Source organism: Streptomyces sp. NPDC007901, assembly GCF_042959465.1.
Taxonomy (GTDB): domain Bacteria; phylum Actinomycetota; class Actinomycetes; order Streptomycetales; family Streptomycetaceae; genus Streptomyces.
Genome location: NZ_JBIBKW010000016.1, coordinates 116,456 through 138,273, shown reverse-complemented (window position 1 = coordinate 138,273; position 21,818 = coordinate 116,456). Strand labels below are relative to the sequence as shown.

The following is a 21,818-nucleotide window of genomic DNA, read 5'->3' as shown; positions in this document are numbered from 1 at the left end:
TTGCTGAAACTCGCCGGGCGCGGACCGCGTCCGTATGGGCGCGCGGAGCCGTTCCGCGCCCCGGAGTGACTTCGCACCCCCAGCGGCGCCCACCGCCCGGCCGGCCGACGGCTCGTGCCCCTGGGCGCCCCCGGGAGCCTCCCCCGGGAGGTTCTTGACAGTTCACCTATGCCGTGCGGGACTGGGGAATGCGAAGCCGGGCGGACAAGTCGGGGGTGAGTCTCCTGCCGGAGCTGCGTTACCCCAGTGTTCCCGAACTCGTCGCAACCGCCCGGGCGTTGGCCGCGCACCGGCCCGGCCTGTGCACCTTGCGGCAGATCGGCCTCTCCCGCGCGGGCAGACCGCTGCACCTGCTGTCCGTCGGACACGCCCGGCGGGCGGTCCTGGTGGTCGCGGGTGCCCACGCCAACGAGCCGACCGGGGGCGGCACTCTCCAGGTACTGGCCGAGCGGGTGCTGCACGAACGGGAGCTGCGGGCGGAGACCTCCTGGCACTTCCTGCTCTGCGCGGACCCGGACGGGGCGAGCCTGCACGTCACCCCGGCCCCGCGCAGCCTGTTCGACTACCACCTCGGTTTCTACCGGCCGGCGGGCCCGGAGCAGCCGGAGTGGTCGCCGTCGGTGCTGCCGCCGGACCGGCTGCCGCCCGAGACCGTGGCCCTGCTCGCGGTGATCGACGAGCTGCGCCCCTACCTCCAGGTGACCCTGCACGGCACCGATCTGGGTGGCAGCTGGGTGCAGCTGACGAAGGACGTGCCGGGGCTGGCCGAGCCGTTCGCCAAGTCCGCGGCGGAGCTGCACATCCCGGTGGAGACGGGCGCCTCGGACGCCGCGGGCTGGCCGGCCTCCGGGCCCGGGGTGCGGGTGATGCCCGGTCCTGAGACGGGGGTGGCGTACCCGAGCATGCCGGACGACGCACGGCACAGCACCTGGTACCACGCGCACCGCTACGGCGGTCTGACGGCGGTGGTCGAGGTGCCGATGTGGGCGAGCGACCTGGTCGACGACCCGGCGCCGCACCCGGCGCCGGCGGCGGCGATGCGGCGCCTGGCGCGCCGGCTGCTGCGGGACTCGCGGGAGGTGGAGCAGGTGCTGGCCGAGGCGCTGCCCCGGCTGGACGGCCTGGACGGGCCGCTGCTGCGGGCGGCCCGCTGGGCGCTGGGGCTGATCCCGGGGCTCGCCGAGGACTGGATCGGCCGGCAGCCCGTCGACACCACGATGGCGTACGTCGGCAGTGTGGACGCCTTCGGGCGGCGGCTGCCGCTGCGGGCGGCCTCGATGCTGCTGCGGGTGCTGCGGGAGGCGGACGACCGCGCGGCACCGGTGCTGGAGGAGCTGGTGGCCGCCTGGTGCGAGGCCTACGGGGAGCGTTTCCGGGCCCGCTGGGTGCCGCTGGAGCGCCAGGTGGAGCATCAGTCCCGGACGGTACTGGCGGCCGCGCAGCACGCGCGTGAGGGGGCGGCGTGAGGTCTCGGGGGCCGCACGCCGCCCGCCCCCGGGGTCAGCCGTCGAGGGCGAAGACCGGCCCGGTCCGGGCCGCCATCACACAGGAGTTGGAGAACGTCTCGCGGTACTCGATCGGCCGGCCGTTCCACTCCCCGCGCGCCTGGGCGGTCACGGGGGCGTAGAGCATCGGGCACATCGCGTCCTTGGGCGGGGCGATGCGCGTGATGTCACCGCCCACCGTGTCCAGTTCGGCACAGGCCTCGGCCGCGTGGGAGTACCCCTGCGGCGGGTCGCACAGCAGCAGGGTGCCGCGCGTGTCGATGGAGCGGCTGTCGCCCTTGGTGACGGTCAGGAAGAGGTAGTCGCCGCCGCGCGTGGCGTCGGGCGCGGCCTGGACCGGGCCGGCGGCGAGGAGGGCGGTGGCCGCCAGCAGGGCGCCGCCGGCCGCTGTCGCTCTGATCAGAGGGGTCATTCCCTGTGCATCGGCACGGCGGCCTCGGCGCCCCAGCCCGGCTCACCCGAACGGGCACCCACGCGCGCGTGGCGGTGCGCCAGTTCGAACGCGCTCAGGACCACGCGCGTCTGGTACTCGGCCTGGCGTGCGACCGGGATCCAGCGTGCGCCGAGGGACTCCTGATAGTCCGCGCACCAGGTGTCGATCAGCCGGTCCAGGTCGGGCAGCGCGTCGGCCGGGTCGTGCCCGGTGCTGCGCAGCAACTGGTGCAGCAGCCCGGCGGTGCGCAGGGCCAGCCGGCGTCCGGCGATGCGCAGCGCGGCCAGGTGGGCGCTGCTGAGCGGGGGCAGCGGGCGGGCGCTGCCGGCGTCGGTGTCGGGGTCCCAGGCGTCGGCGAGGCCGGGGCAGACGAGCAGGTAGTCGTCGACCGGCGCGAGCAGCCGGGCCGCGTCCGGGGCCGCGGACAGCTGGGGCCGGACCCGCGCCAGGACGCCGTCCAGGAGGGCCGTGTCCTCCCGCAGGGTCCGGCTGACGGCCCGCAGGGACGCGTCCCGGTCGGCGGGCGGTGCGCCGTCCTGGACGGCGTTCACGCCCCACATGGGGGCCTCGACGATGGCGGTGACGGTGCCGTGCCGGTGGGGATGGAACCAGGTGGACTCGACGGCGGCCTCGGTGATGGCGGCGGCCAGGTCGCCCCGGCGGGGCGGCGGGACCCGGTAGACGGCCGGGCCCAGGGCCGGCCAGTACAGGGTGTCGTAGGCGCCGAGTTCCCGGGGGATGCCGAGCCGGCTCGCGGTGTGCGTGAGGCGGCGGTCGAGGCCCGGCAGGTCGCGGGTGAGCTCGACGAAGCCGCCGCCGACGTCGACGCCGTGCAGCGAGCACTGGAGGAAGGGCCGCAGCTCGTCCTGGACGTCGAGCAGCGCCCGGGTCTCGGGCAGCGCGGCCGCCTCGGCCCCGTCGGGCAGCCATTCGGGCTGCTCCAGGAAGCCGGGCCGGAAGAAGTTCCGGAAGTAGTGGCCGAGGGTGTACGGCCCGGCGAGCCAGCCCTCGTTGCGGCGCGAGCCGTCCGGGTCCAGGCACAGCAGCAGGTGCCAGGTGACGTCGGCGTCCTCGGTGAGCCGGGGGTCGGCGAGCACCCGGTCGGCGAGGCGCAGCACGGTGGCGCCGCCGATGGGTTCGTTGGCGTGCGGGCCGGCGACGACCAGGGCGTGACGGCCGCCGTGACCGATGGAAAGCAGCCACATGGGGGTGCCCGCGCGGGAGGTCCCGACCCTGCGCAGCCGGGCGTCTCGGGGTCGGTCGGCGGCCAGCGCGGCCGCCTGGGAGACCAGCTCGTCCACGGACGGGTAGCGGAGGAGCGGCAGGACACACCTCCACAATGCGGTGCCGTCGGGTCACATGACGTGCATGGCCTCCACACAGTCAGTCACGACTTGAGGGGTACGTCAACACCGCGACGGGCATACGTCTTTCAGCCACTCGACCACTGCGGCCGGCAAAGGGCGGGCTCAGGAGGCCGCGAGCCGGAAGCACATCCGGCCGAAGCCGATCTGGTCGCCCTCGCGCACGACGGCGGCGCCGATCACCCGGCGGCCGTTCACGGTCGTGCCGTTGGTGGAGCCGAGGTCCCGGAGCACCCACAGGCCGCCCTGGCGGCGGAGTTCGGCGTGCACCCGGGAGACCGTCTCGTGGTTGAGCCGCAGCCCGTTGGCCGGATCGCGGCCGATGCGCAGCGGATGGCCGTTGCCCGGGTGCGGCAGCAGCAGCTTGGGCAGCCGCTCGGCCTGCCAGGCCCGGCGCAGCCGCACGGTGAACCCGGAGACGGCCTCGACGGTACCGAAGAGCACGCGCGCGAAGCGGCTCTCCTGGGGCAGGTCCGCGGTGAGCGCCGCGAGTTCGTCCGCGCGGCGGGCGGCGAGCGCCAGCTCCATACGGCGCACGAACGTGTCGTGCGACAGCCGCCCCATGACGACGCCGTCACGCAGCACACTCAGCGCCTTCTCGCGCTCCGCGTCGGACAGCCGCGCGGGGTAGGTGTTGAACTCGAAGGACGACGTCACGCTGCTGATTCTGGGTCAGTGAACCCCGGGTGTCCAGAAAACGGGGAAACGGCCGTCACGCGCGCGTACGGACGGCGACACCCTTCGGGAAAGCCGGGATTCAAAGGCGGTCTGATCGCTTTCCCGGCACGATGGACGGACTACCTCACGAGGAGCCAGACGAAGGGGAACCGTCCGTGCAGTTCGAGGTGTGGGCACCGCAGGCAGACCGTGTGACGCTCCATTGCGACGGCGTCACGCGCGCGTTGGAGCGCGATCCGCAGCGGCCGGACTGGTGGACCGGTGCGGCGGACGCCGAGGACGGCACCCGGTACGGGTTCGCCCTGGACGACGGCCCCGTGCTGCCCGACCCGCGCTCGCGCCGCCAGCCGGACGGACCGGACGGGCTCAGCGCGGTCGTCGACCACGGACGCCACCCGTGGCGGGCCGAGTGGCCCGGCCGGGCCCTGCCGGGCGCGGTGCTCTACGAGCTGCACGTGGGCACGTACACCTCCGAGGGCACCCTGGACGCGGCTGCTGCCCGCCTGGAGCACCTGGTGGAACTGGGCGTCACCCACGTGGAGTTGATGCCCCTGTGCCCGTTCCCGGGCCGGCACGGCTGGGGGTACGAGGGGGTCTCGCTGTGGGCGGTGCACGAGCCCTACGGCGGACCCGAGTCGCTGAAACGGTTTGTCGACCGGGCCCATGAGCTCGGGCTCGGCGTCGTCCTGGACGTCGTCCACAACCACCTGGGTCCGTCCGGCAACTACCTGCCCGCGTTCGGGCCGTACTTCACGGAGACCCACCACACGCCCTGGGGCGCGGCGGTCAACCTGGACGCGCCCGGTTCGGACGAGGTGCGCGCGTACCTGGTGGGCAGCGCGCTCGCCTGGCTGCGCGACTACCGGATCGACGGGCTGCGCCTGGACGCGGTGCACGCGTTGTGCGACACGCGCGCGTGCCACTTCCTGGAGGAGCTGTCGACGGCCGTGGCCGCCCTGGCGGCCGAGTCGGGACGGCCGTTGTTCCTCGTCGGCGAGTCCGACCTGAACGACCCGCGTCTCATCACCGCACGCGCGGAGCACGGGCTCGGTCTGGACGCGCAGTGGAACGACGACTTCCACCACGCGCTGCACACCGCGCTGACCGGCGAGTCCCAGGGCTACTACGCCGACTTCGCGCGCGACCCGTTCGCGGCCCTCGCCAAGACCCTCACCGGCGGCTACTTCCACGACGGCTCGTACTCCGGCTTCCGCGGCCGCCATCACGGCCGCCCGCTGGACCGCGCGCGGGTGGCCGGGCACCGGCTGCTCGGCTACACCCAGACCCACGACCAGGTCGGCAACCGGGCCCAGGGCGACCGGCTCTCGGCCTCCCTCTCCCCCGGCCTGCTGGCCTGCGCGGCCACCCTGACCCTGACCGCGCCCTTCACACCGATGCTGTTCATGGGCGAGGAGTGGGCGGCCGGCACTCCCTGGCAGTTCTTCACCGACCACACGGACCCCGAACTGGCGGAGGCCGTACGGCGGGGCAGGCGGCGGGAGTTCGCCGCGCACGGGTGGGCCGAGGAGGACGTACCCGATCCGCAGGACCCGGCGACCCGGGACCGGTCCTGCCTGGACTGGTCGGAACCCGAACGCGAGCCGCACGCGCGCGTGCTGGCCTGGTACCGCCGGCTGACCGCCCTGCGCCGGGAGCAGCCGGACCTCACCGACCCCGACCTCGCCGACACCAAGGTGGCGTACGACTCGGAGGCACGCTGGCTGGCCTTCCGGCGCGGGGACGTACGGGTGGCGGTGAACCTGGGCAAGGAGCCGGCCGCCATCCCGCTCGGCACCGGGCGGGTGGAGGTGCTGGCCGCCTGGGACCCCGTGGCGGCACCGGACGCGGACGGGGTGCTGCGGATACCGGGCGAGTCGTGCGTGGTGCTGACCCAGCCCTGAGCGGCCGGCCGCGCTACAGCTCCCCGTCGTCCTCGGTGTCCTCGCGCAGCTCCGTCACCCGCTCCAGCAGGATCGCCTCCCAGGCGCGCCGGAGCCGGGTGCGCAGCAGCGGCAGGGGGCTGTCGTCCCGGCCTTCCAGACGGTCGGCGAGGCGGATGACGGTGTCGCAGCGGGCCAGCCACAGGCCGCGCAGGCAGGGACGGGCGCCGTAGCCGGCGAGGGTGGCCGCGCGGACGGCCGCGCCGGAGCCGACCGCGAGCGCGAGTCCGGCGATGTCCTCGGCGGGGTCGCCCACGGCCGCCTCGGTCCAGTCCAGGACGCCGCGCACCCTGCCGTCGGCACTCACCACCAGATGCTCGCCCTTGAGGTCGTGGTGGACCAGCACGGCCGTGCCGGGCTGCGCGGCGAGCTGGGCGGCGCCCGGCGAGGTGAACTGGAGCAGCGGCGCGGGATCGAACTCGTCGGCCGCGGCGAGGCGTTCGGCGGCGGGTACGGCCATCCGGCGCAGCGCCTCCAGGGAGCGCGGCGGGGTGCGCGGCACACCGAGCGTCTCCGCCTGCCGTACGGGCACCTCGCGCAGGCCGGTGAGCAGCCCGGCCAGGTCGGCCTCGCCGACCGCGGAGACGTCGTGCTCCTCGGCCGTGCCCCCGGCGATCGCGGTGTCCAGCGTGTAGGTCAGGCCCGGCGCCCACTCGCCGTGCGCGACGCTGGTCGGGACGGCGACCGGCAGGTGCGGGCGTGCCAGGTCGCGCAGCCGCAGTTCGCGGCGCTGCCGCGCGGCGGCCTCCCGGTCGGGCGCCAGACGCAGCACATGGCGGGTGCCGACCCACCAGGTGGAGTGCTCACCGCCCGCCGCGACGGGCCGGACATCCGGTCCCGAGGTTCCGGTCGTGCTCTCCTTGAGCAGCGAACGGACCAGTCGGCGGACGGTGTCCGCGGTGGGTGTCGGTGCCTGGGTCATGGATCGTGCCGTTGCCGTTCGGGTGGGGTAGGGGCGAGAAGGTACTCCCGGGGCCGGGTCGGTCAGCCCACTACGACCATCTCGCGGGTGGTGTTGTTGAAACGACGTCCGCCTTCCTCGGTCACCGTGACGATGTCCTCGATCCGCACGCCGAAGCGGCCCGGCAGATAGATGCCGGGCTCCACGGAGAAGCACATCCCGGGCACGAGCGGCTGCTCCTCGCCCTCGATCATGTACGGCGGCTCGTGCGTGGTGACGCCGATGCCGTGGCCGGTGCGGTGGATGAAGAACTCGCCGTACCCGGCGTCGGCGATGACCGCGCGGGCGGCCCGGTCCACCTCCTGGCAGGCCGCGCCGGGGCGGACGGCCCGGAACCCGGCCTCCTGGGCGGCGCGCACGATGTCGTGGACCTCGCGCTCCTCGGCGGTCGGCGGGCCGACGTGCACGGTGCGGGTGGTGTCGGAGCCGTAGCCGTCCTTGAGACCGCCGAAGTCGAGGACGACCATGTCGCCGTCCTGGATGACCCGGTCGCCGACCTCGTGGTGCGGGTTGGCGCCGTTGGGTCCCGAGCCGACGATGGTGAAGTCGACCTGTTCGTGGCCGAAGCGGCGCAGCAGGTCGGCGAGGTCGTGGCCGACGTCGGACTCGCGGCGGCCGGCGAAGGGAACCTTGCGGATCTCCTCGAACGTCGAATCAGCGGCGGCTCCGGCGGCCGCGAGGAGTTCGAGTTCGGCCGCGTCCTTCACGGCGCGGAGCATGGGCACCGCGTCGGTGAGGGAGGCATACGAGGTGTCCGGGAGTGTCTTCTGCAGACCCAGCAGGTGCATGGCCCAGGCGTTGTCGCTGATACCGAACCGGCCGCCCTTGTCGAGCAGGTCGGCGGTCACGGCGTAGGGGTCCTTGCCGTCGGTCCAGTCCCGCAGGGTCAGCACGTCCGCGCCGGCCGACTTCGCGGCGTCGGGAGCCTCCAGGGTCGGGACGACCAGCACGGGGTCCCTGCCGGGGGCGAGGACGAGGAGGGTGAGCCGTTCGGTGACGGCGGTGGGGGTGTAGCCGGTGAGCCACACCATGTCGGGGCCGGGGGCGATCAGGAGGCCGGCGAGTCCGGCGTCCGCCGCGGTGTGCGCTGCGCGCGTCATGCGGGCCCTGTAGTCGTCGGCGGTGAAGGGCGCGGCGGGTGTCGTGCCGGTCATCCGTGGCCTCCTTGCGCGGGTGAGGGGGCTGTAGGGCCTTCGGTGAGCATCCTGCCGGGTGCGGCGTGGCCGCGCGAGCCGGTTTGCGCGGAAGCCCCGTTGTGTGTCTTGGTTGTGGGGGCGGTGCGGGTGCGTGGTGGCTGGTCGCGCCCACGCGGCGGAGCGCATGTCGATACGGCCCCGCGCCCCTGGTGGGTCACGTCACGACGCCGGGAACCACTGTCAGCTGCTGGTACCCCCCGCTCTCGTGCCGCACCGTGAGTTTGGCCTCCTTGCCCGGGCGGGCCTCGGTCACCGCTCGTACCAGGTCGGCGGCGTCGTCGATGCGGCTGTTGCCGAGTTGGAGGAGTACGTCGCCCCGTACCAGCCCGGCCGCATAGCCCGGCCCGGGTACGTGGACGCCCACCACCAGGGCGCCCACCTTGTCGGCGTCCACGGCCTCCACGCCCAGGGTCGCGATGGGCGGGTGGGAGGGGGCCGGGGCGGTGGACGGGGTGGGCCTGGGGGTCGTCGCCGGGGTCCGGTGCTGGAGTTCGGAGAGTTTGGAGAGGCCGATCACGGTGGCGCCGACCGTGCCGATGCCGACCCCGGAGAGCACCAGGAGGGTGCCGGCGAAGAGGCCGAACAGCAGGGTCCTGATCCGGCGGCCGCGGCGGCGGGCGGCGTGCGGGCGGTTGGCCGGGTCGGGTGGGGGGTCTTCCCCGCGTTCCTGACCCGGGATCGGTTCGGGACGCAAAGCGGTCTGTTCCATGGTTCGCCTCCAGCCCGAGCCCTACCCGGCGCACGCGGGCGCGACGAGTCACGAACGAGTGAGACTGACCCCCGGTCAGGAGCGGGAAGCCTTAGGCCTCACCTGCGTCTCGGGCACCGTCGACCAGGCTCGCCACCAGGTCCGCGGCCGCCCCTGCGGGGGTCCAGCCGTACACCAGTTCCACCCGGTGGATGACTCGGGGCACGGTGACCGGGACGGCGACCGTGCCGGGGATGCCGGTGGCCGTCCGGCGGGGCAGCAGGGTGAGGCCGCGGCCGGTGGCGGTGAGGGTGGTGAGGGTACGGAGGTCGCAGCCGTCGTAGCGCAGGGCCGGACGGAAGGCGCCGCCGCCGGTCGCGGTGCGCAGCTGGGCGAGGGGCAGGGCCGCGCCGGGCGCGTCCAGCCAGCGGGCGTCGGCGAGGTCGGCGAGGCGCAGGCCCGGGCGGCCGGCGAGGGGATGGCCGGCGGGGAGCAGGACGGCTACGGGTTCCTCGCCGACGCCGTGCGTGGTCAGCGGGGCCACGTCGGGCAGGCGCAGGGGGTCGCTGGGGGCGGCGAGGCCGTCGAGCAGGCCGAGGTCGGCGGCGCCGGTGGCGACGGCGGCCGGGATCTCCTCGCGCGGCAGGACGCGCAGGGTGACTCCGTCGGCGGGAAGCGCGGCGAGGACGCCGGGGCCGAGCGCGGTCGGGGTCGCGGCGAGGGTCAGGCCGGGCACGGGCGCGGCGGCCATCCGTACGACGTCCGCGCGGGCCGCCTCCAGCCGCAGCAGCAGCGGGCCGGCGTGCTCCAGGAGCCGTTCACCGGCCGCCGTGGGGGTCACCGGGCGCCGGGTGAGCAGGGGCGCGCCGAGGTCCTGTTCGAGGGCGGCGATGTGCTGGGAGACCGCGGACTGGGTGTAGCCCAGTGCGCGTGCGGCCTCCGAGAAGGAGGCGAGGCGGGCCACGGTGACGTACGTGCGCAGCAGGTGCGGGTCCATGCCGTACAGGGTCGCATCAGTAACGCTTATCGAGAGTGCACCGATCATCGTTGGACGTGAACCGGAACCGGCACCCAGGATGAGGGCATGACGAACTCCGCAGCTCGGACCGCCACGATCGCCCTGGTCGGGGACCGCTCCCCCAACGTCGTCTCGCACACCCGGATCCCGCTCCTCCTGGACGCCCTCGCCCAGCGCGACCGGCTGGTCCTGGACGCCTACTGGGTTCCCTCCGAGGACGCCGAGGACGTGGGCGCGGTGCGCGGCTTCGACGCCGTGTGGGTGCTGCCCGGCAGCCCGTACCGCAGCGAGGCGGGCGCCCTGCGGGCCATCCGCACCGCCCGCGAGGAGGGCATCCCCTTCCTCGGCACCTGTGCGGGATTCCAGCACGCGCTCCTGGAGTACGCCCGGAACGTCTGCGGACTGACCCGGGTCGCGCACGCCGAGACCGACCCCGACGCCGAGGACCCGCTCATCGAACCGCTGGCCTGCTCGCTGGTGGGTCACGAGGCCGTGGTGACCGTCGAGCCGGGCTCGCTCGCCGAGTCGGCGATCGGCTCGGGGCGCACGGTCGAACGGTACTTCTGCGCGTACGGCCCCTCCCGCCACCTCGACACCCTGCGCGCGCACGGAATGCGGCTGTCCGGCCACGACGAGGACGGCCATGTCCGGGTCGCCGAACTGCCCGGCCACTCCTTCTTCCTGGCCACGCTCTTCCAGCCGGAGCTGGCCGGTGACGGCTCGCGTCCGCATCCGGTGGTGCGGGCGCTGGCGCGGGCGGCGGTCGCCCATGCCGCGGAGCGGACGCGCGCGTCGGCATGAGACCGGGACGGCGCCGGTCCGGGTCGCGGCCGGAGTCCGTTGTCAGTGACGGCTGTTACGTTCTGTGACATGACCGATCACTGCCTGCGGCTGCTCCGGCAGCACCGCCGCCTGGCCGAACTGGCGGCGTTTCCCTTCAACTTCGACCTGGACCGGGCCGCCCACGGCCACCTCGAACCGGTCCGCCTCGCCTCCGGCGGCTCGCTGGAGGTCGTGGCCGGCTGCGACACCGGCGGCACGTATTTCGTGTGCCCGGACGGCTCGTTGCTGTACGCGGACTCCGAGGGCTCGGCCGGGATCATAGGGTCGTCCGTCGACGAGGCCCTGGAGATCGTGATCGGCCTGCCGGGCTGGCGCGACTACCTGGACCTGGCTCCGGCGGACGGCGAGGAGGCGATCCTCGCGCGCGTGGCCGAGATCGAGGACGAGATCCGGGAGTACCACGGCATCGACGCCGAGCGCGCCGAACTCCGCGCCGCCCTCGGCCTGCCCGACCGCTCCCCCGTCGACCTGCTCGGCAGGCTGCACGCGGCCCTGCTGCGCACCGAGCCCGACTTCCTCCTCCTCAACTCGGACGAGGACTGCGCCTACGACCTGCTCGACCCGCACCCCCGGCCGCCGCTCTGGGAGTCGGTACGGCACGAGGTGCCCGGCGACCCGGCCGGCGAGCCGCTGACGACCTGGACCCGGCTGGCCGCCGACCAGGGGCTGACCGAACTCGCCAGAGTGGCGTTGATCCGCCGGATGGACGAGATATTCATGGACCAGAGCCAGCTGCTCCGGCCCGGCAGCAGGAAGGAACTCGACCTGTCGCCCCTGCGCCTGCTGGCCGAGGAGTTCGACGGGCTGGGCGACCTGCGGCAGGCCGAGCGCGCCCGGGGCCTGTACACCGCCCTCCAGTAGAGAGTGCCGGTGCTGGTCGTCAGCCGACGGGGAGGGCCGGGGCGAGCGGTGGCCGGTCCGGCAGGAATCCGTGGGCGCGGCGGGCCAGGTGGTCCGGCTGGTAACGGTCCACGCGCCGGTGCCAGTTGAGGATCCCGGCCATCCAGTTCTGCAGGTCCCGGACGTAGTCACCCATGGCCTCGCGGGCCTCGGCCGACAGCTCGAAGTCGTCGTACACGACCGGGAGTTCGCTCGCGACGACATGCTCGAACTGCCGCATCCGCTGGGTCATCAGGTCGTGCACGACACGGAGGGCGGTGGGGTAGTCGACGCCGAAGAAGTTCTGGACGACGAGGATCGCGTTGTGGAGCTCGCCCTCGTACTGGATCTCCTTCTGGTAGGAGAAGACGTCGTTGACGAGCATGCCGTAGTCGATGGCGGCGTTCTCCAGGGAGCGGACCGGGCCGCTGCGGTAGACCTCGGGCGGGATGGCGGGGCCGTGGCCGCGGCGGGCCAGGCTCAGGGTGAGGTCGGAGCCGAAGGTGTCCCGGCGCATCTCCAGGTAGTCGATGGGGTCGGGGATGCGGTGCTGGAGGTGGTTGGCCATCTCCCAGAGCCAGCTCTCGGTCATCCTGTCGACGGCCTGCTTCAGGAAGAGCCGGCCGTCGGGGTCCATGCCGGCGGTGGTGCGCGCCCACAGGTCGATCAGGCCGCGTTCCATGCCGGTGACCGGGGCGGGGACGGGCTCGTCGGCGAGCGGCATACAGGCGGACAGCCGGGCGGTGGCGAGCCGGGCGCCCGCCAGGTCGCGCCGGGTGCCGAAGTACAGGGGGTAGTAGTCGTCGGCGTAGGTGCCCCAGGCCAGCCACTGGGCGGCGAGGTCGAGTTCCTGGGGGGTGGCGTCGGGGTCGAGGCCGGCTGCGCAGAGGACGAGATCGCCTGCGGCGAGCTTGTCCTCGTCCCAGACGCCCTCGGCGAGCATCCCGGTGGCGTGCATCCAGGCGGTGAGGCGGGGGCGGGCGGTGTCGAGGTGCGGGCTGAGCTCGACCTCGTAGGGCATGTGGAAGTCGGGCAGGAGGGCGGGGCCGACCTGCTGGAAGGGGACGTGGGTGTAGGCACGGAGGCGCTCCGCGGCGGCCTCGGCGAGTAAGGCGCCGACGTCCGCGGCGGACGTGCCGGGGCCGGTCAGGGTCTGCCAGGGGGCGGCCGGGGTGGTGGCGCCCTGGTTCATGTAGCGGCTGGAGCGCAGATGCCATTCGTGGCCGCCGGACTGCCAGTCCTGCAGGCCCTTGGTGTAGGCGGCGATCGCGGCGGCCTGGTCGGGGGTGAGGCCCTTCTCGACGGCGAGGGCGGGCACTTCGGTGAGGGCGGTGTGCTCGAACTGGTGGAGGCGGGAGGTGAGGATGTCGTTGACCGTGTCGGCGGCCTCCTGGGTGGAGCAGTCGAAGAAGGTCTCCAGGACCAGCACGCCGTTGCTGTTCTCGCCCTCGTCCTCGACCTCGCGCTGGTAGGAGAACAGGTCGTTGCGGAGGTGGACGGCGTCGGCGAAGGTCTCCATCAGTACGCGCAGCGGCCGGGTCCCCGCGACGGCCGCGGGCACCTCGGCCGTCGCGTACTCGACGAGCCCCGCCGACCAGGGGGCGCCGCCGACCTTGCGGCGCATCTCGATGTACTCGACGGGGTTGGCGATCCGCCCCTCGTTGATGTTGGACAGCTCCCACATCGACTCGTTCAGCAGGTGCTCGGTGGCGACCGAGAAGCGCCGTCGCCAGTCGACCGACATCGAGGGCACCGTGCGCGCCCACAGGTCGGCGAGGCCCGCCTCGACCGGGTTCTGTGGCTCCGGCACGGGTGTCGTGAGGTCGAGCGGCATGAACAGCGGGAGCCGGTCGAGGTGGGCCTTGCCTCCGGCGCGGTCCTGGGTGCGCTTGTACATGTCGAGGAAGTGGTCGTCGAAGAAGAACACCCACACGTACCAGTCGGTGATCAGCGAGAGGGCGGGGCCGTCGCAGTCGGGGTGGGTGTAGCCGCACAGCAGGCCGTAGTCGTGTGCCTCCAGGTCCGCCTGGGTCCAGATCCCGGAGCCCTCCAGCATGCCCATCTCCCGGGCCCACTCGGTGGAATGGGTCCGGGCCTCCTCCAGATGCGGGTTGAGCCGCGCGGGATACGGCATGTAGAAGTGCGGGAGTTCGAACGGCTGCGTCATGGCCGGGGCCCTACCCGTGCGCTCCGACGGCCATCCGCCGCGCGACACATGATCACACCATCGCGTGAACCGGGGTGGTATCCGGGAACTCCGGGCGCCGGCTGTGGCGTTGGACGGACATCCCTCGCCCCCGGCCACGGGCAGGTCCGGTGGTCAACCCGTCGCGGTGCCGAACCACCGGGGCAACCGGTCGAGCAGTTCCCGCTGGTCGTCGCCGAGCCATGCCACATGGCCGTCCGGCCGCAGCAGGACGGCGGGCGCGTCCAGTTCCTCGCTGACGTCGACGACATGGTCGACCCGGTCCGCCCAGCCCGCCACCGAGAGCCGGCCGGTCTGATCGAGCAGGAGTCCGCGTCCGGCGCGCGTCAGCTCGTAGAGGCGCCCCCGCTTCAGCCGCACGTCCCGGAGCCGGCGGCCGAGGAGGCCGGGCCCCTCGCCGAAGTCGTAGCGGACGGACAGCGCGGCGATCTTCTCGATCAGGTACCGGTTCACCTCCTCGAAGTCCATCAGCTCCGCCACCAGCCGGCGCACCGCGCGCGCACCGGGCTCGGCGGACAGCAGTTCCGACTGGGCCCGGGTGTTGTCCAGCACCGCGGCGGCCACCGGGTGCCGTTCGGTGTGGTAGCTGTCCAACAGCCCTTCCGGAGCCCAGCCGTTGACCTCGGCGGCCAGTTTCCAGCCGAGGTTGAAGGCATCCTGGATGCCGAGGTTGAGGCCCTGCCCGCCGGTCGGGGGGTGGATGTGCGCCGCGTCGCCCGCCAGCAGCACCCGGCCCGACCGGTAGCGCTCGGCGAGCCGGGTGGCGTCGCCGAAACGGGAGATCCAGCGCGGGGAGTGCACACCGAGGTCGGTGCCGGCGAACTCCCGCAGCCGCAGCCTGAACTCCTCGAGGGTGGGCGGGACCCCGCGGTCCTCGGACACCCCTGCGGCGGGCACGATGACGCGGTGCACGCCGTCCTCGCGGGGCATGACACCGAACCGGGCACTGTTCTTGCGGACCTCGGCCACCACGGCGGCCAGTTCCTCCGGCGGTACGGCCACCTCCAGTTCGCCCAGCCAGGTCTCGTTGGCGGCCGGTTCGCCGGGGAAGGCGACGCCGAGCAGCCGGCGCACGGTGCTGCGGCCGCCGTCGCAGCCGACGAGGTAGCGGGCGCGCAGCCGCGTTCCTCCCCCAACGGCCAGTTCGACGGTGACGCCGTCATCGTCCTGGCTCAGTCCGGTCAGTTCGGTGCCGCGCCGGATCTCGGCGCCGAGTTCGACGGCGCGCTCGGCCAGCAGGCGCTCGGTGACGGTTTGCGGAATGCCGAGAACGTACGAATGCGCGGTGTCCAGCCGGTCGGGCCACGGCGCCGGAATGCCGGCGAAAAAACCGCCGGTGGCGAACTTCTGGCCGAGCGGGAGGAACCGCTCCAGCAGCCCGCGCTGGTCCAATATCTCGACACTGCGCGCGTGCAGCCCGAGCGCGCGGGACTGCCCGGTCGGCACCGCCTCCTTCTCCAGCACGAGCACCCGCACCCCGTGCAGCCGCAGTTCACCGGCGAGCGTCAGTCCGGTCGGACCGGCGCCGACGACGATGACATCGAGCATCGAAATCCCCCATAGAGCCATAGAAAAGGAAAGGCGTGCACAGTACGCGGATCACCGATCTCCACAGGTAACCGGCTACGGCCGGAGATTCTGCAACAGCGACCGGGGCTTGCCGCAAGGCCCCCGGTGCGCTATACGTTGAGAGTGGCAAGGAGCGGACGAACTCCTTGCCTTTCGCATTTCCGGCGTTCGCTCCGGACGGGCCCTTCCCCCGAAGCATTCACACGCCATCCATTAGGCTGCCGCCGTTGGCCGACTCATCGGATCAACAGATTCAGGGGGCGGGGGCCGATGGACAACGCGACCGAGGTGTTCCAGCCGTTGCAGGCGGACGATCCGCCCAGGGTGGCCGGGTACCGCCTCGCCGCACGGCTCGGCGCCGGGGGCATGGGCCGGGTGTATCTGTCGCACACCCAGGGCGGCCGGCCGGTGGCGATCAAGGTGGTGCGGCCGGAGCTGGCCGACGACCCGGAGTTCCGGCGCCGCTTCCGCCGGGAGATCACGGCCGCCCGGCGGGTCCGGGGCGCGTACACCGCCGAGTTGATCGACGCCGACGCGGACGGCGTACCGCCGTGGCTGGCCACCCTGTACGTGCCCGGGCCCGCCCTCTCCGAGGTCGTCGCCCGGCGCGGTCCGCTGCCGGTGCCGGCGGTGCTGTGGCTGATGGCGGGGGTCGCCGAGGCGCTGCAGGCCATCCACGGCGCGGGCATCGTGCACCGGGACCTCAAGCCCTCGAACGTGCTGCTGGCCTCGGACGGTCCGCGCGTCATCGACTTCGGTATCTCGCTGGCCGCCGACGCCACCTCGCACACCGCGACGGGCGCCGCCATCGGCACCCCCTCGTTCATGGCTCCCGAGCAGGCCTCGGGCGGCGAGGTCACCCCGGCGACCGACGTGTTCGCGCTGGGCCAGACGGCGGCGTTCGCGGCCCTGGGCGCGCCGCTGTACGGCGACGGCCCCGCCGTCAACGTGCTGTACCGGATCGTGCACTCCGAACCCGACCTCTCCCCGCTGCCCGAGGAGGTGCGTCCGCTGATCGCCCGCTGTCTGGCCGCCGACCCGGAGCAGCGGGCCACCCTGGCGGAGGTCCTCGACTGGTGCCGGCGGCGACTGGGCCCGGACGCCGACGCGGGCGCCGGACCGGCCGTGTGGCAGGAGATCACCGGACCCGAGGTGGCGGTACCCGCCCCCGCGCCGACCCCGGCTCACCCTCCGCTCACCATGGCGGCCCCGGTCACCGTCACGTCCGCCGCCCCCGCCCCGGTCGGGCCGCTCCTCCCGCCGACCTATCCGTTCGCCCCGCCGCCGGAGCAGGCGGAGCCGCGGCCCGGCCGCCGCAGACGGGCCGTGCTGATCGCGATCGCCGCCGTGACCTCGGTCGTCGGGACGCTGACGGTCATGGCGCTGATACTGACGCAGACCGCCGACTGGGTCCGCCAGCAGGCCGAGACCAGGTCCTCCGGCACCCCGGATCCGACGGCCGGCGGCCGGTCGGCGGGTTCCACGTCGACGAAGTCGCCGGACACCGCCGCCGGCACCGACACCACCGCCGACACCAGCGGCGACACCGGCACCGACACCGCCGCCACTCCCTCGGCCACGGCCCTGCACCCCGAGGCGTACCCCCAGGTGTGGGTGGACGAGAAGAGTTCCCTGAGCCTCAAGGAGCCGGTCGAACGGAAGAACCGCAAGGGGGACATCCGCTTCGACTGCAAGAAGATCGGCTGCGCACTGGAGAGCGACACCAGCGTCATCGAGAACGTGTGGGACAACAAGGCCCAGGGCACCCTCGAAACCTGCCGTGACTCCCTCACCGCCTCCAAGAACCACAGCCTCACCCTGAACGTGGCCGCGGCCGGCAGCCTGATCTGCGTCAAGTCCCGCTCCGGGGACATCGCGCTGCTCGTGGTCAAGGTGAAGTCGACCGCGCTCTGGGACCATCCCGGGATCAGCTTCATGACCGCGGACATGACCATCTGGCGCAAGGCGGCCTGAGCTCCGCCGTCTTGCCGGACCCCGGCCCCCGGGCCACGGTGGTGCCATGACCTCCTCCGCGCGCCCCGGCGAGGCACCGCCCGTCCCCGACGTCTTCGACCCGCGCCGGTATGCGGGCGGAGTGCCGTACGACGACTACCGCGTGCTGCGCGAGCACCATCCGGTCTCCTGGCAGGAGGAGCCGGAGGTGCAGGGGTGGCCGGCCGGGCCGGGGTTCTGGGCGGTGGCGCGGCACGCGGACGTGGTGCGGGTGCTCAAGGACCCGGGGACGTACTCCTCGTGTCTCGGCGCGACCCAGATCCGGGACCCGGACCCGGAGGACCTGCCGTTCATCCGGCGCATGATGCTCAACCAGGATCCGCCGGAGCACGGGCGGTTGCGGCGCACGGTGAGCCGGGCCTTCACCCCGGGGCGGATCGAGCGGTTCGGGGCGGTGGTACGGCAGCGGGCGCGGACGCTGTTCGCCCGGGCGCTGGAGACGGCCCGGGCGGGGGACGGCACGGTCGACCTGGTCTCCGCCGTCACCGACGAGTACGCGCTGCTCAACCTCGCCGATCTGCTGGGGGTCCCGGAGAGCGACCGCGGGCTGCTGCTGCACTGGACCCAGCGGGTGATCGGCTACCAGGACCCGGACGAGGCCGGACCCCGGACGGTCGACGACCGGGGCCGGCCGGTCAATCCCCGCTCCCCCGCGATGCTGCGGGACATGTTCGACTACGCCCGCCGGCTCGCCGCGTACAAGCGCCGCCATCCGGCGGACGACGTGCTGACCGCCCTCGCGCACGACGCCGAACTCGCCGACGGCGAGCTGGAGATGTTCTTCTTCCTGCTCACGATCGCCGGCAACGACACCGTGCGCTCGGCGGCTCCCGGCGGGCTGCTGGCGCTGGCCGAACACCCGGAGTCGTACGCCCTGTTGCGCGCCGGGAAGGTGCCGGCCGACACCGCCGTGGACGAGTTGCTGCGCTGGCATCCCCCGGTGCTGACCTTCCGCAGGACCGCCGCGCGGGACACCGAACTCGGCGGGCGGCGCATCGAGAAGGGCGCCAAGGTGGTCGTGCTGCACGCGGCGGCCAACCGCGACGAGCGGGCCTTCGCCGCACCCGGCCGACTCGACCTCGGCCGTACCCCGAACCCGCACGTCTCCTTCGGGGACGGGCCGCATGTCTGTCTGGGCGCCCACTTCGCCCGGCTGCAACTGCGCTCGCTCTACGCGGCGGCACCGCCGACGCTACGCCCCGCGGGACCGGCCGGGCGGCTCGTCTCCAACTTCATCAACGGGGTGAAGTCGCTGCCGACGGAAGTGGGTTGACCTGGATCAGCGCATGGGTGCCGGCCGTGCGCCAGCGCTGCCCCTCGGCGGCGTCCAGGGCCGCCTCGGTGTCCCCGGAGAGTCCGGTGATCACATCGGACTTGAGGGTGCGCAGCGCGGCCACCGGGCCCGGGAACCAGGCGGTGACGTCGGCGAAGGGGGTGGTCGGGGGCCAGCGGCGATCGCCCACCAGGCGGCGGTAGTTGAGGTCGCCCTTGAAGAGCGTGAGGTCGGCGGAGGCGAACTCGGCGCGCAGGTCGTCGGGCATCTCGGCGTAGGGCAGCGGGGCGCAGGAGAAGGGGTGGGCGCGGACGGTGAGCCGGCCGTCCGACATCGCGGACCAGAGCGTACGGCCGTACGCGGCGGCCGTGCCGGGTGCGGCGGTGAGCCTGCGCAGGGCGTCGAGGACGTCGGCGGTCGTGGCGTCGGAGACGTAGTAGGGGTACGGCTTGATGTGCAGGACCGCGCGGCCGACGCGCCCGGTGTCCAGGAGATGGGCGATCAGCAGGAGGTCGGGGACGAGTTCGCGGCCCGCGTTGTCGGCGACCAGGCACAGGGTGCCGCCCCGGAGCAGCGGCCACAGGGCGGCGCTGTCGTCGGCGACCAGGGCGGAGACGGCCGCGCCCGCCTCCGCGGAAAGACGGAAGCCCAGGTCGGCGCGGTTGCCCCAGAGGGAGCCGTGCAGCAGGGCGTGGTCCGGGTCGTCGTCGAGGGTGTCGAGGGCGGCCAGTTCCTCGTCGGTCTCCTTGGCGTCGAGTTCGGCGAGCTTGAACGGGCGGAAGGGGTCGATGCCCTGCCAGGGGCCGGTGCCGAAGTAGCCGACGGCGTCCAGGAGGCGCCGGTAGAACCAGCTCTCGGACCACAGCCACGGCACGTCGAACCAGGACTGTCCGGCGTAGGTGTCCAGGCCCCAGTCGTGCCACCGGTCGTGGCCGGGCAGGGCTTCGACGACGCCCTCGGTGCAGTTGCGCAGCAGGGCGTCGAGGGCGCGGTGCTGCTCGGGGCCGTACGGGAAGGCGTCCCGCACCTGGTGGATGATCGCGGGGTGGCGTTCGGCCAGCACGCTGTGCGGGAACGGGCCGGTGGTGCCGAGGATCACGGGTGCGGCGGCGGAGTCGGGCATGGGCGTCACGCTATCGCGCAGGCCGCCCGGCTCCGCCGAACGCGGGGCGCCGGTCACGCCGTTCTGATCTCGCGCTCCAGCTGCGTGGCGAGGGTCATGTAACGGGCGCGCCGGTGCACCGGGACCAGGCCGCGGATCATCAGGAACCACATCTCGGCGACCCTGCGCGGCAGTCGGCCCACCGGTTCCAGGTTGCGGCCGGCGACCCGGGTGCCGACGAAGAAGCAGACGATCGAGTGGGCGACCGCGCCGACGTCGATGTCCGGGTGGACGTCGGACTCCCTGACGGCGCCCGTGAGTTTGCGCGTGGCGAACTCCAGCCACTCCGTGAACGGATGCCTGAGCGGCGGCCGTACGGTGACGTCCGCGGTGGCGAGCCGCAGTCCCGCGCGCGGGATCGGGCCGTCGACGGAGAGCCGGGCGATCGCGAACGTGGTGCGCATCAGGCCCTCCAGCGAGGAGTAGCCGCGGCTGTCCATCTCCCTCACCAACTGGCTGGAGGTGCGGGACTGGACTTCCATGATGGCCTGGGCCAGGTCCTCCTTGGCGGCGAAGTGGAAGTAGAGCGCCCCCTTGGTGACCTTCGCGTGTTCGACGATCTCGCTCAGGCTGGTGGATTCGTAGCCGTGCCGGTCGAAGAGGTCGGCGGCGGCCGTGATGATCGTGGCACGGGTCTGTTCCGCACGTAACTGCCTCGCCATCGACTCAACACTCCTTCACGACATCACGACTTCACGACTTCGTGTTCTCGACTGCACGGCTTCAAACCGACGGGGCATGCGGTTTGTTTTTTACCCCGTGCACACGATATCTCACCGTGCGGCAGCGGGAGACAACTGTGCGGACCTGGTGGCGGACACGTGTAAGTCACGCCCGCCGACCTCCGACCGGCGTCCACAGTGCACAAACGGACGAGATCAGAACGCGTCCCTCCCTCGTGTTCGTGCCGGTTCCCGGAAGCGATGCGCAGAGCCGGGCGCACATCGGTGATCGCCACGATACGAGCCGGACGGTTGGTTCTCAACGGCGCCCGGGGAGTCCATAAAACGGACGAGCCGGTCGGCGCCGTATACACCGCCCGGCGCCGTGATCAACCGCGCTGAACGGTGCGCACCCGGTTCCCGTACTCACCTCAGCAGTCCTTGTACCCGCGCCTGCCGAGGAGACGTCCCCGATGACTCGGACGACCGACCGGATGAGAGTCACGGGAGCCGCCGTGGCGGCTCCGCTTCTGCTCCTGTTCTGGGCGGCGGGGCCCGCCCAGGCGCACGGCGCGCCCACCGATCCCGTCAGCCGGGTCTACGCCTGCTCGCCCAGCGGCGGCAGCGCCGGCACGGCGGCCTGCAAGGCGGCGATCGCGGCGAGCGGACAGAACTTCGTCGCCTGGGACAACCTGCGGGTGGCGGACGTCAACGGCCGGGACCGGCAGGTGATTCCGGACGGAAAGCTGTGCAGTGGCAACCTGGCGGCGTACCGGGGGCTCGACCTGGCGCGCGCGGACTGGCCCGCCACCGAACTGATTCCGGGCGCCCGGCTGACGATGACGTACGCCTCGACGATCGCGCACACCGGCACGTTCAAGCTGTATCTGACGAAGCCGGGGTACGACCCGACGAAGCCGCTCACCTGGTCCGAGCTGCCCGCGCAGCCCTTCGCCGAGGTCAAGGACCCGCCACTGACCAACGGGGCGTACCACTTCGGCGCGACGCTGCCGGCCGACCGGACGGGCCGTCAGTTGCTGTACACCATCTGGCAGAACAGCAGCACGTCGGACACCTACTACTCGTGCTCCGACGTGGTGTTCACGACCAAGAAGGACGCGAAGAAGGGCACCGCGGGCGAGGCGGGGAAGGACGGCGGGACGACGGCGAGCGAGAAGCCGCGGGCGAGTGCCTCGCCGACCCCTAGCGCCTCGAAGAGCGGTGCCGCCCCGGCACGGACGACGGCGGCGGCGTCCCCGGTCTCCCCAAAGACCGGAACCACCGCCGCCGACAGTACTCCCGTGGCCTCCGACACGAGTTCCGGTTCGGGCCCGTCGGCGCCACTGCTGGCGGGCGGCGCCGCAGCGGTGCTGGTGCTCACCGGCGGCGCCGCCCTGGCATTGCGTCTGCGTCGACGCTGACTGCCCG

At 73.1% G+C, this 21,818-nt stretch carries 18 protein-coding genes; 7 read left to right on the top strand and 11 right to left on the bottom strand.

What is annotated here, in order from left to right; genetic code table 11:
- Positions 1–215: 215 nt before the first annotated feature.
- Positions 216–1,466, top strand: coding sequence for a M14 family zinc carboxypeptidase (locus ACFZDK_RS39200; protein WP_390979769.1), 1,251 nt, complete (start codon positions 216–218; stop codon positions 1,464–1,466).
- A gap of 34 nt (positions 1,467–1,500) precedes the next feature.
- Here ACFZDK_RS39200 and ACFZDK_RS39195 read toward each other — a convergent pair whose 3' ends face one another.
- From ACFZDK_RS39195 to ACFZDK_RS39185, 3 genes are all read right to left on the bottom strand, one after another.
- Positions 1,501–1,917, bottom strand: a complete 417-nt coding sequence (locus ACFZDK_RS39195; RefSeq protein ID WP_390979767.1) for an SSI family serine proteinase inhibitor — start codon at positions 1,915–1,917, stop codon at positions 1,501–1,503.
- The gene (locus tag ACFZDK_RS39190) at positions 1,914–3,239 is read right to left on the bottom strand and encodes a M14 family zinc carboxypeptidase (protein WP_390979765.1); all 1,326 of its coding nucleotides are present in this window, start codon (positions 3,237–3,239) and stop codon (positions 1,914–1,916) included. The genes ACFZDK_RS39195 and ACFZDK_RS39190 overlap by 4 nt, the downstream gene beginning before the upstream one ends.
- Before the next feature lie 168 nt (positions 3,240–3,407).
- Positions 3,408–3,959 carry an FHA domain-containing protein gene (locus tag ACFZDK_RS39185; RefSeq protein WP_390979763.1) on the bottom strand — a complete coding sequence of 184 codons (552 nt, stop codon included), beginning with the start codon at positions 3,957–3,959 and terminating at the stop codon, positions 3,408–3,410.
- Between the two features lie 176 nt (positions 3,960–4,135).
- Here ACFZDK_RS39185 and treZ point away from each other — a divergent pair, with 176 nt between their 5' ends.
- Positions 4,136–5,881, top strand: coding sequence for a malto-oligosyltrehalose trehalohydrolase (treZ, locus tag ACFZDK_RS39180; protein WP_390979761.1), 1,746 nt, complete (start codon positions 4,136–4,138; stop codon positions 5,879–5,881).
- A gap of 13 nt (positions 5,882–5,894) precedes the next feature.
- On the opposite strand, the gene ACFZDK_RS39175 is transcribed toward treZ, so the two are convergent.
- The 4 genes from ACFZDK_RS39175 to ACFZDK_RS39160 all read right to left on the bottom strand — a co-directional run bounded on the left by ACFZDK_RS39175 (position 5,895) and on the right by ACFZDK_RS39160 (position 9,762).
- Positions 5,895–6,842: a phosphotransferase gene (locus tag ACFZDK_RS39175; RefSeq protein WP_390979759.1), complete on the bottom strand. Its 948-nt coding sequence runs from the start codon at positions 6,840–6,842 to the stop codon at positions 5,895–5,897.
- Positions 6,843–6,904: 62 nt separating this feature from the next.
- A complete protein-coding gene (locus ACFZDK_RS39170) occupies positions 6,905–8,035 on the bottom strand; it encodes a M24 family metallopeptidase (RefSeq protein ID WP_390979757.1) in 1,131 nt (376 codons plus the stop codon).
- Between the two features lie 196 nt (positions 8,036–8,231).
- Entirely contained in the window at positions 8,232–8,786 is a 555-nt protein-coding gene (locus ACFZDK_RS39165) for a PDZ domain-containing protein (RefSeq protein ID WP_390979755.1), read from the bottom strand.
- Positions 8,787–8,877: 91 nt separating this feature from the next.
- The gene (locus ACFZDK_RS39160; RefSeq protein ID WP_390979753.1) at positions 8,878–9,762 is read right to left on the bottom strand and encodes a LysR family transcriptional regulator; all 885 of its coding nucleotides are present in this window, start codon (positions 9,760–9,762) and stop codon (positions 8,878–8,880) included.
- A gap of 87 nt (positions 9,763–9,849) precedes the next feature.
- Between ACFZDK_RS39160 and ACFZDK_RS39155 the strand changes: the two genes are divergently transcribed.
- Positions 9,850–10,584, top strand: a complete 735-nt coding sequence (locus ACFZDK_RS39155) for a hypothetical protein (protein WP_390979751.1) — start codon at positions 9,850–9,852, stop codon at positions 10,582–10,584.
- A gap of 69 nt (positions 10,585–10,653) precedes the next feature.
- On the top strand, positions 10,654–11,487 hold the full coding sequence (locus tag ACFZDK_RS39150; RefSeq protein WP_390979749.1) for a hypothetical protein: 834 nt from the start codon (positions 10,654–10,656) through the stop codon (positions 11,485–11,487).
- Positions 11,488–11,506: 19 nt separating this feature from the next.
- Here ACFZDK_RS39150 and cyc2 read toward each other — a convergent pair whose 3' ends face one another.
- The gene (gene cyc2 / locus ACFZDK_RS39145; RefSeq protein ID WP_390979747.1) at positions 11,507–13,672 is read right to left on the bottom strand and encodes a germacradienol/geosmin synthase Cyc2; all 2,166 of its coding nucleotides are present in this window, start codon (positions 13,670–13,672) and stop codon (positions 11,507–11,509) included.
- Positions 13,673–13,825: 153 nt separating this feature from the next.
- Positions 13,826–15,259: a rifampin monooxygenase gene (gene rox, locus ACFZDK_RS39140; protein WP_390979746.1), complete on the bottom strand. Its 1,434-nt coding sequence runs from the start codon at positions 15,257–15,259 to the stop codon at positions 13,826–13,828.
- A 291-nt stretch (positions 15,260–15,550) separates the two neighbouring features.
- Here rox and ACFZDK_RS39135 point away from each other — a divergent pair, with 291 nt between their 5' ends.
- Positions 15,551–17,254: a protein kinase gene (locus ACFZDK_RS39135; protein WP_390979744.1), complete on the top strand. Its 1,704-nt coding sequence runs from the start codon at positions 15,551–15,553 to the stop codon at positions 17,252–17,254.
- A gap of 46 nt (positions 17,255–17,300) precedes the next feature.
- Complete coding sequence (locus ACFZDK_RS39130) at positions 17,301–18,566, top strand: cytochrome P450 (RefSeq protein WP_390979742.1); 1,266 nt, start codon at positions 17,301–17,303, stop codon at positions 18,564–18,566.
- Here ACFZDK_RS39130 and ACFZDK_RS39125 read toward each other — a convergent pair.
- Together ACFZDK_RS39125 and ACFZDK_RS39120 are read right to left on the bottom strand one after the other, a co-directional pair.
- On the bottom strand, positions 18,529–19,689 hold the full coding sequence (locus tag ACFZDK_RS39125; RefSeq protein ID WP_390979740.1) for an ARMT1-like domain-containing protein: 1,161 nt from the start codon (positions 19,687–19,689) through the stop codon (positions 18,529–18,531). The two genes, ACFZDK_RS39130 and ACFZDK_RS39125, sit on opposite strands and share 38 nt — an antisense overlap.
- 53 nt (positions 19,690–19,742) lie before the next feature.
- Positions 19,743–20,390: a ScbR family autoregulator-binding transcription factor gene (locus ACFZDK_RS39120; RefSeq protein ID WP_390979738.1), complete on the bottom strand. Its 648-nt coding sequence runs from the start codon at positions 20,388–20,390 to the stop codon at positions 19,743–19,745.
- A 473-nt stretch (positions 20,391–20,863) separates the two neighbouring features.
- Between ACFZDK_RS39120 and ACFZDK_RS39115 the strand changes: the two genes are divergently transcribed.
- Positions 20,864–21,811 carry a lytic polysaccharide monooxygenase gene (locus ACFZDK_RS39115; RefSeq protein ID WP_390979735.1) on the top strand — a complete coding sequence of 316 codons (948 nt, stop codon included), beginning with the start codon at positions 20,864–20,866 and terminating at the stop codon, positions 21,809–21,811.
- Positions 21,812–21,818 lie beyond the last annotated feature (7 nt).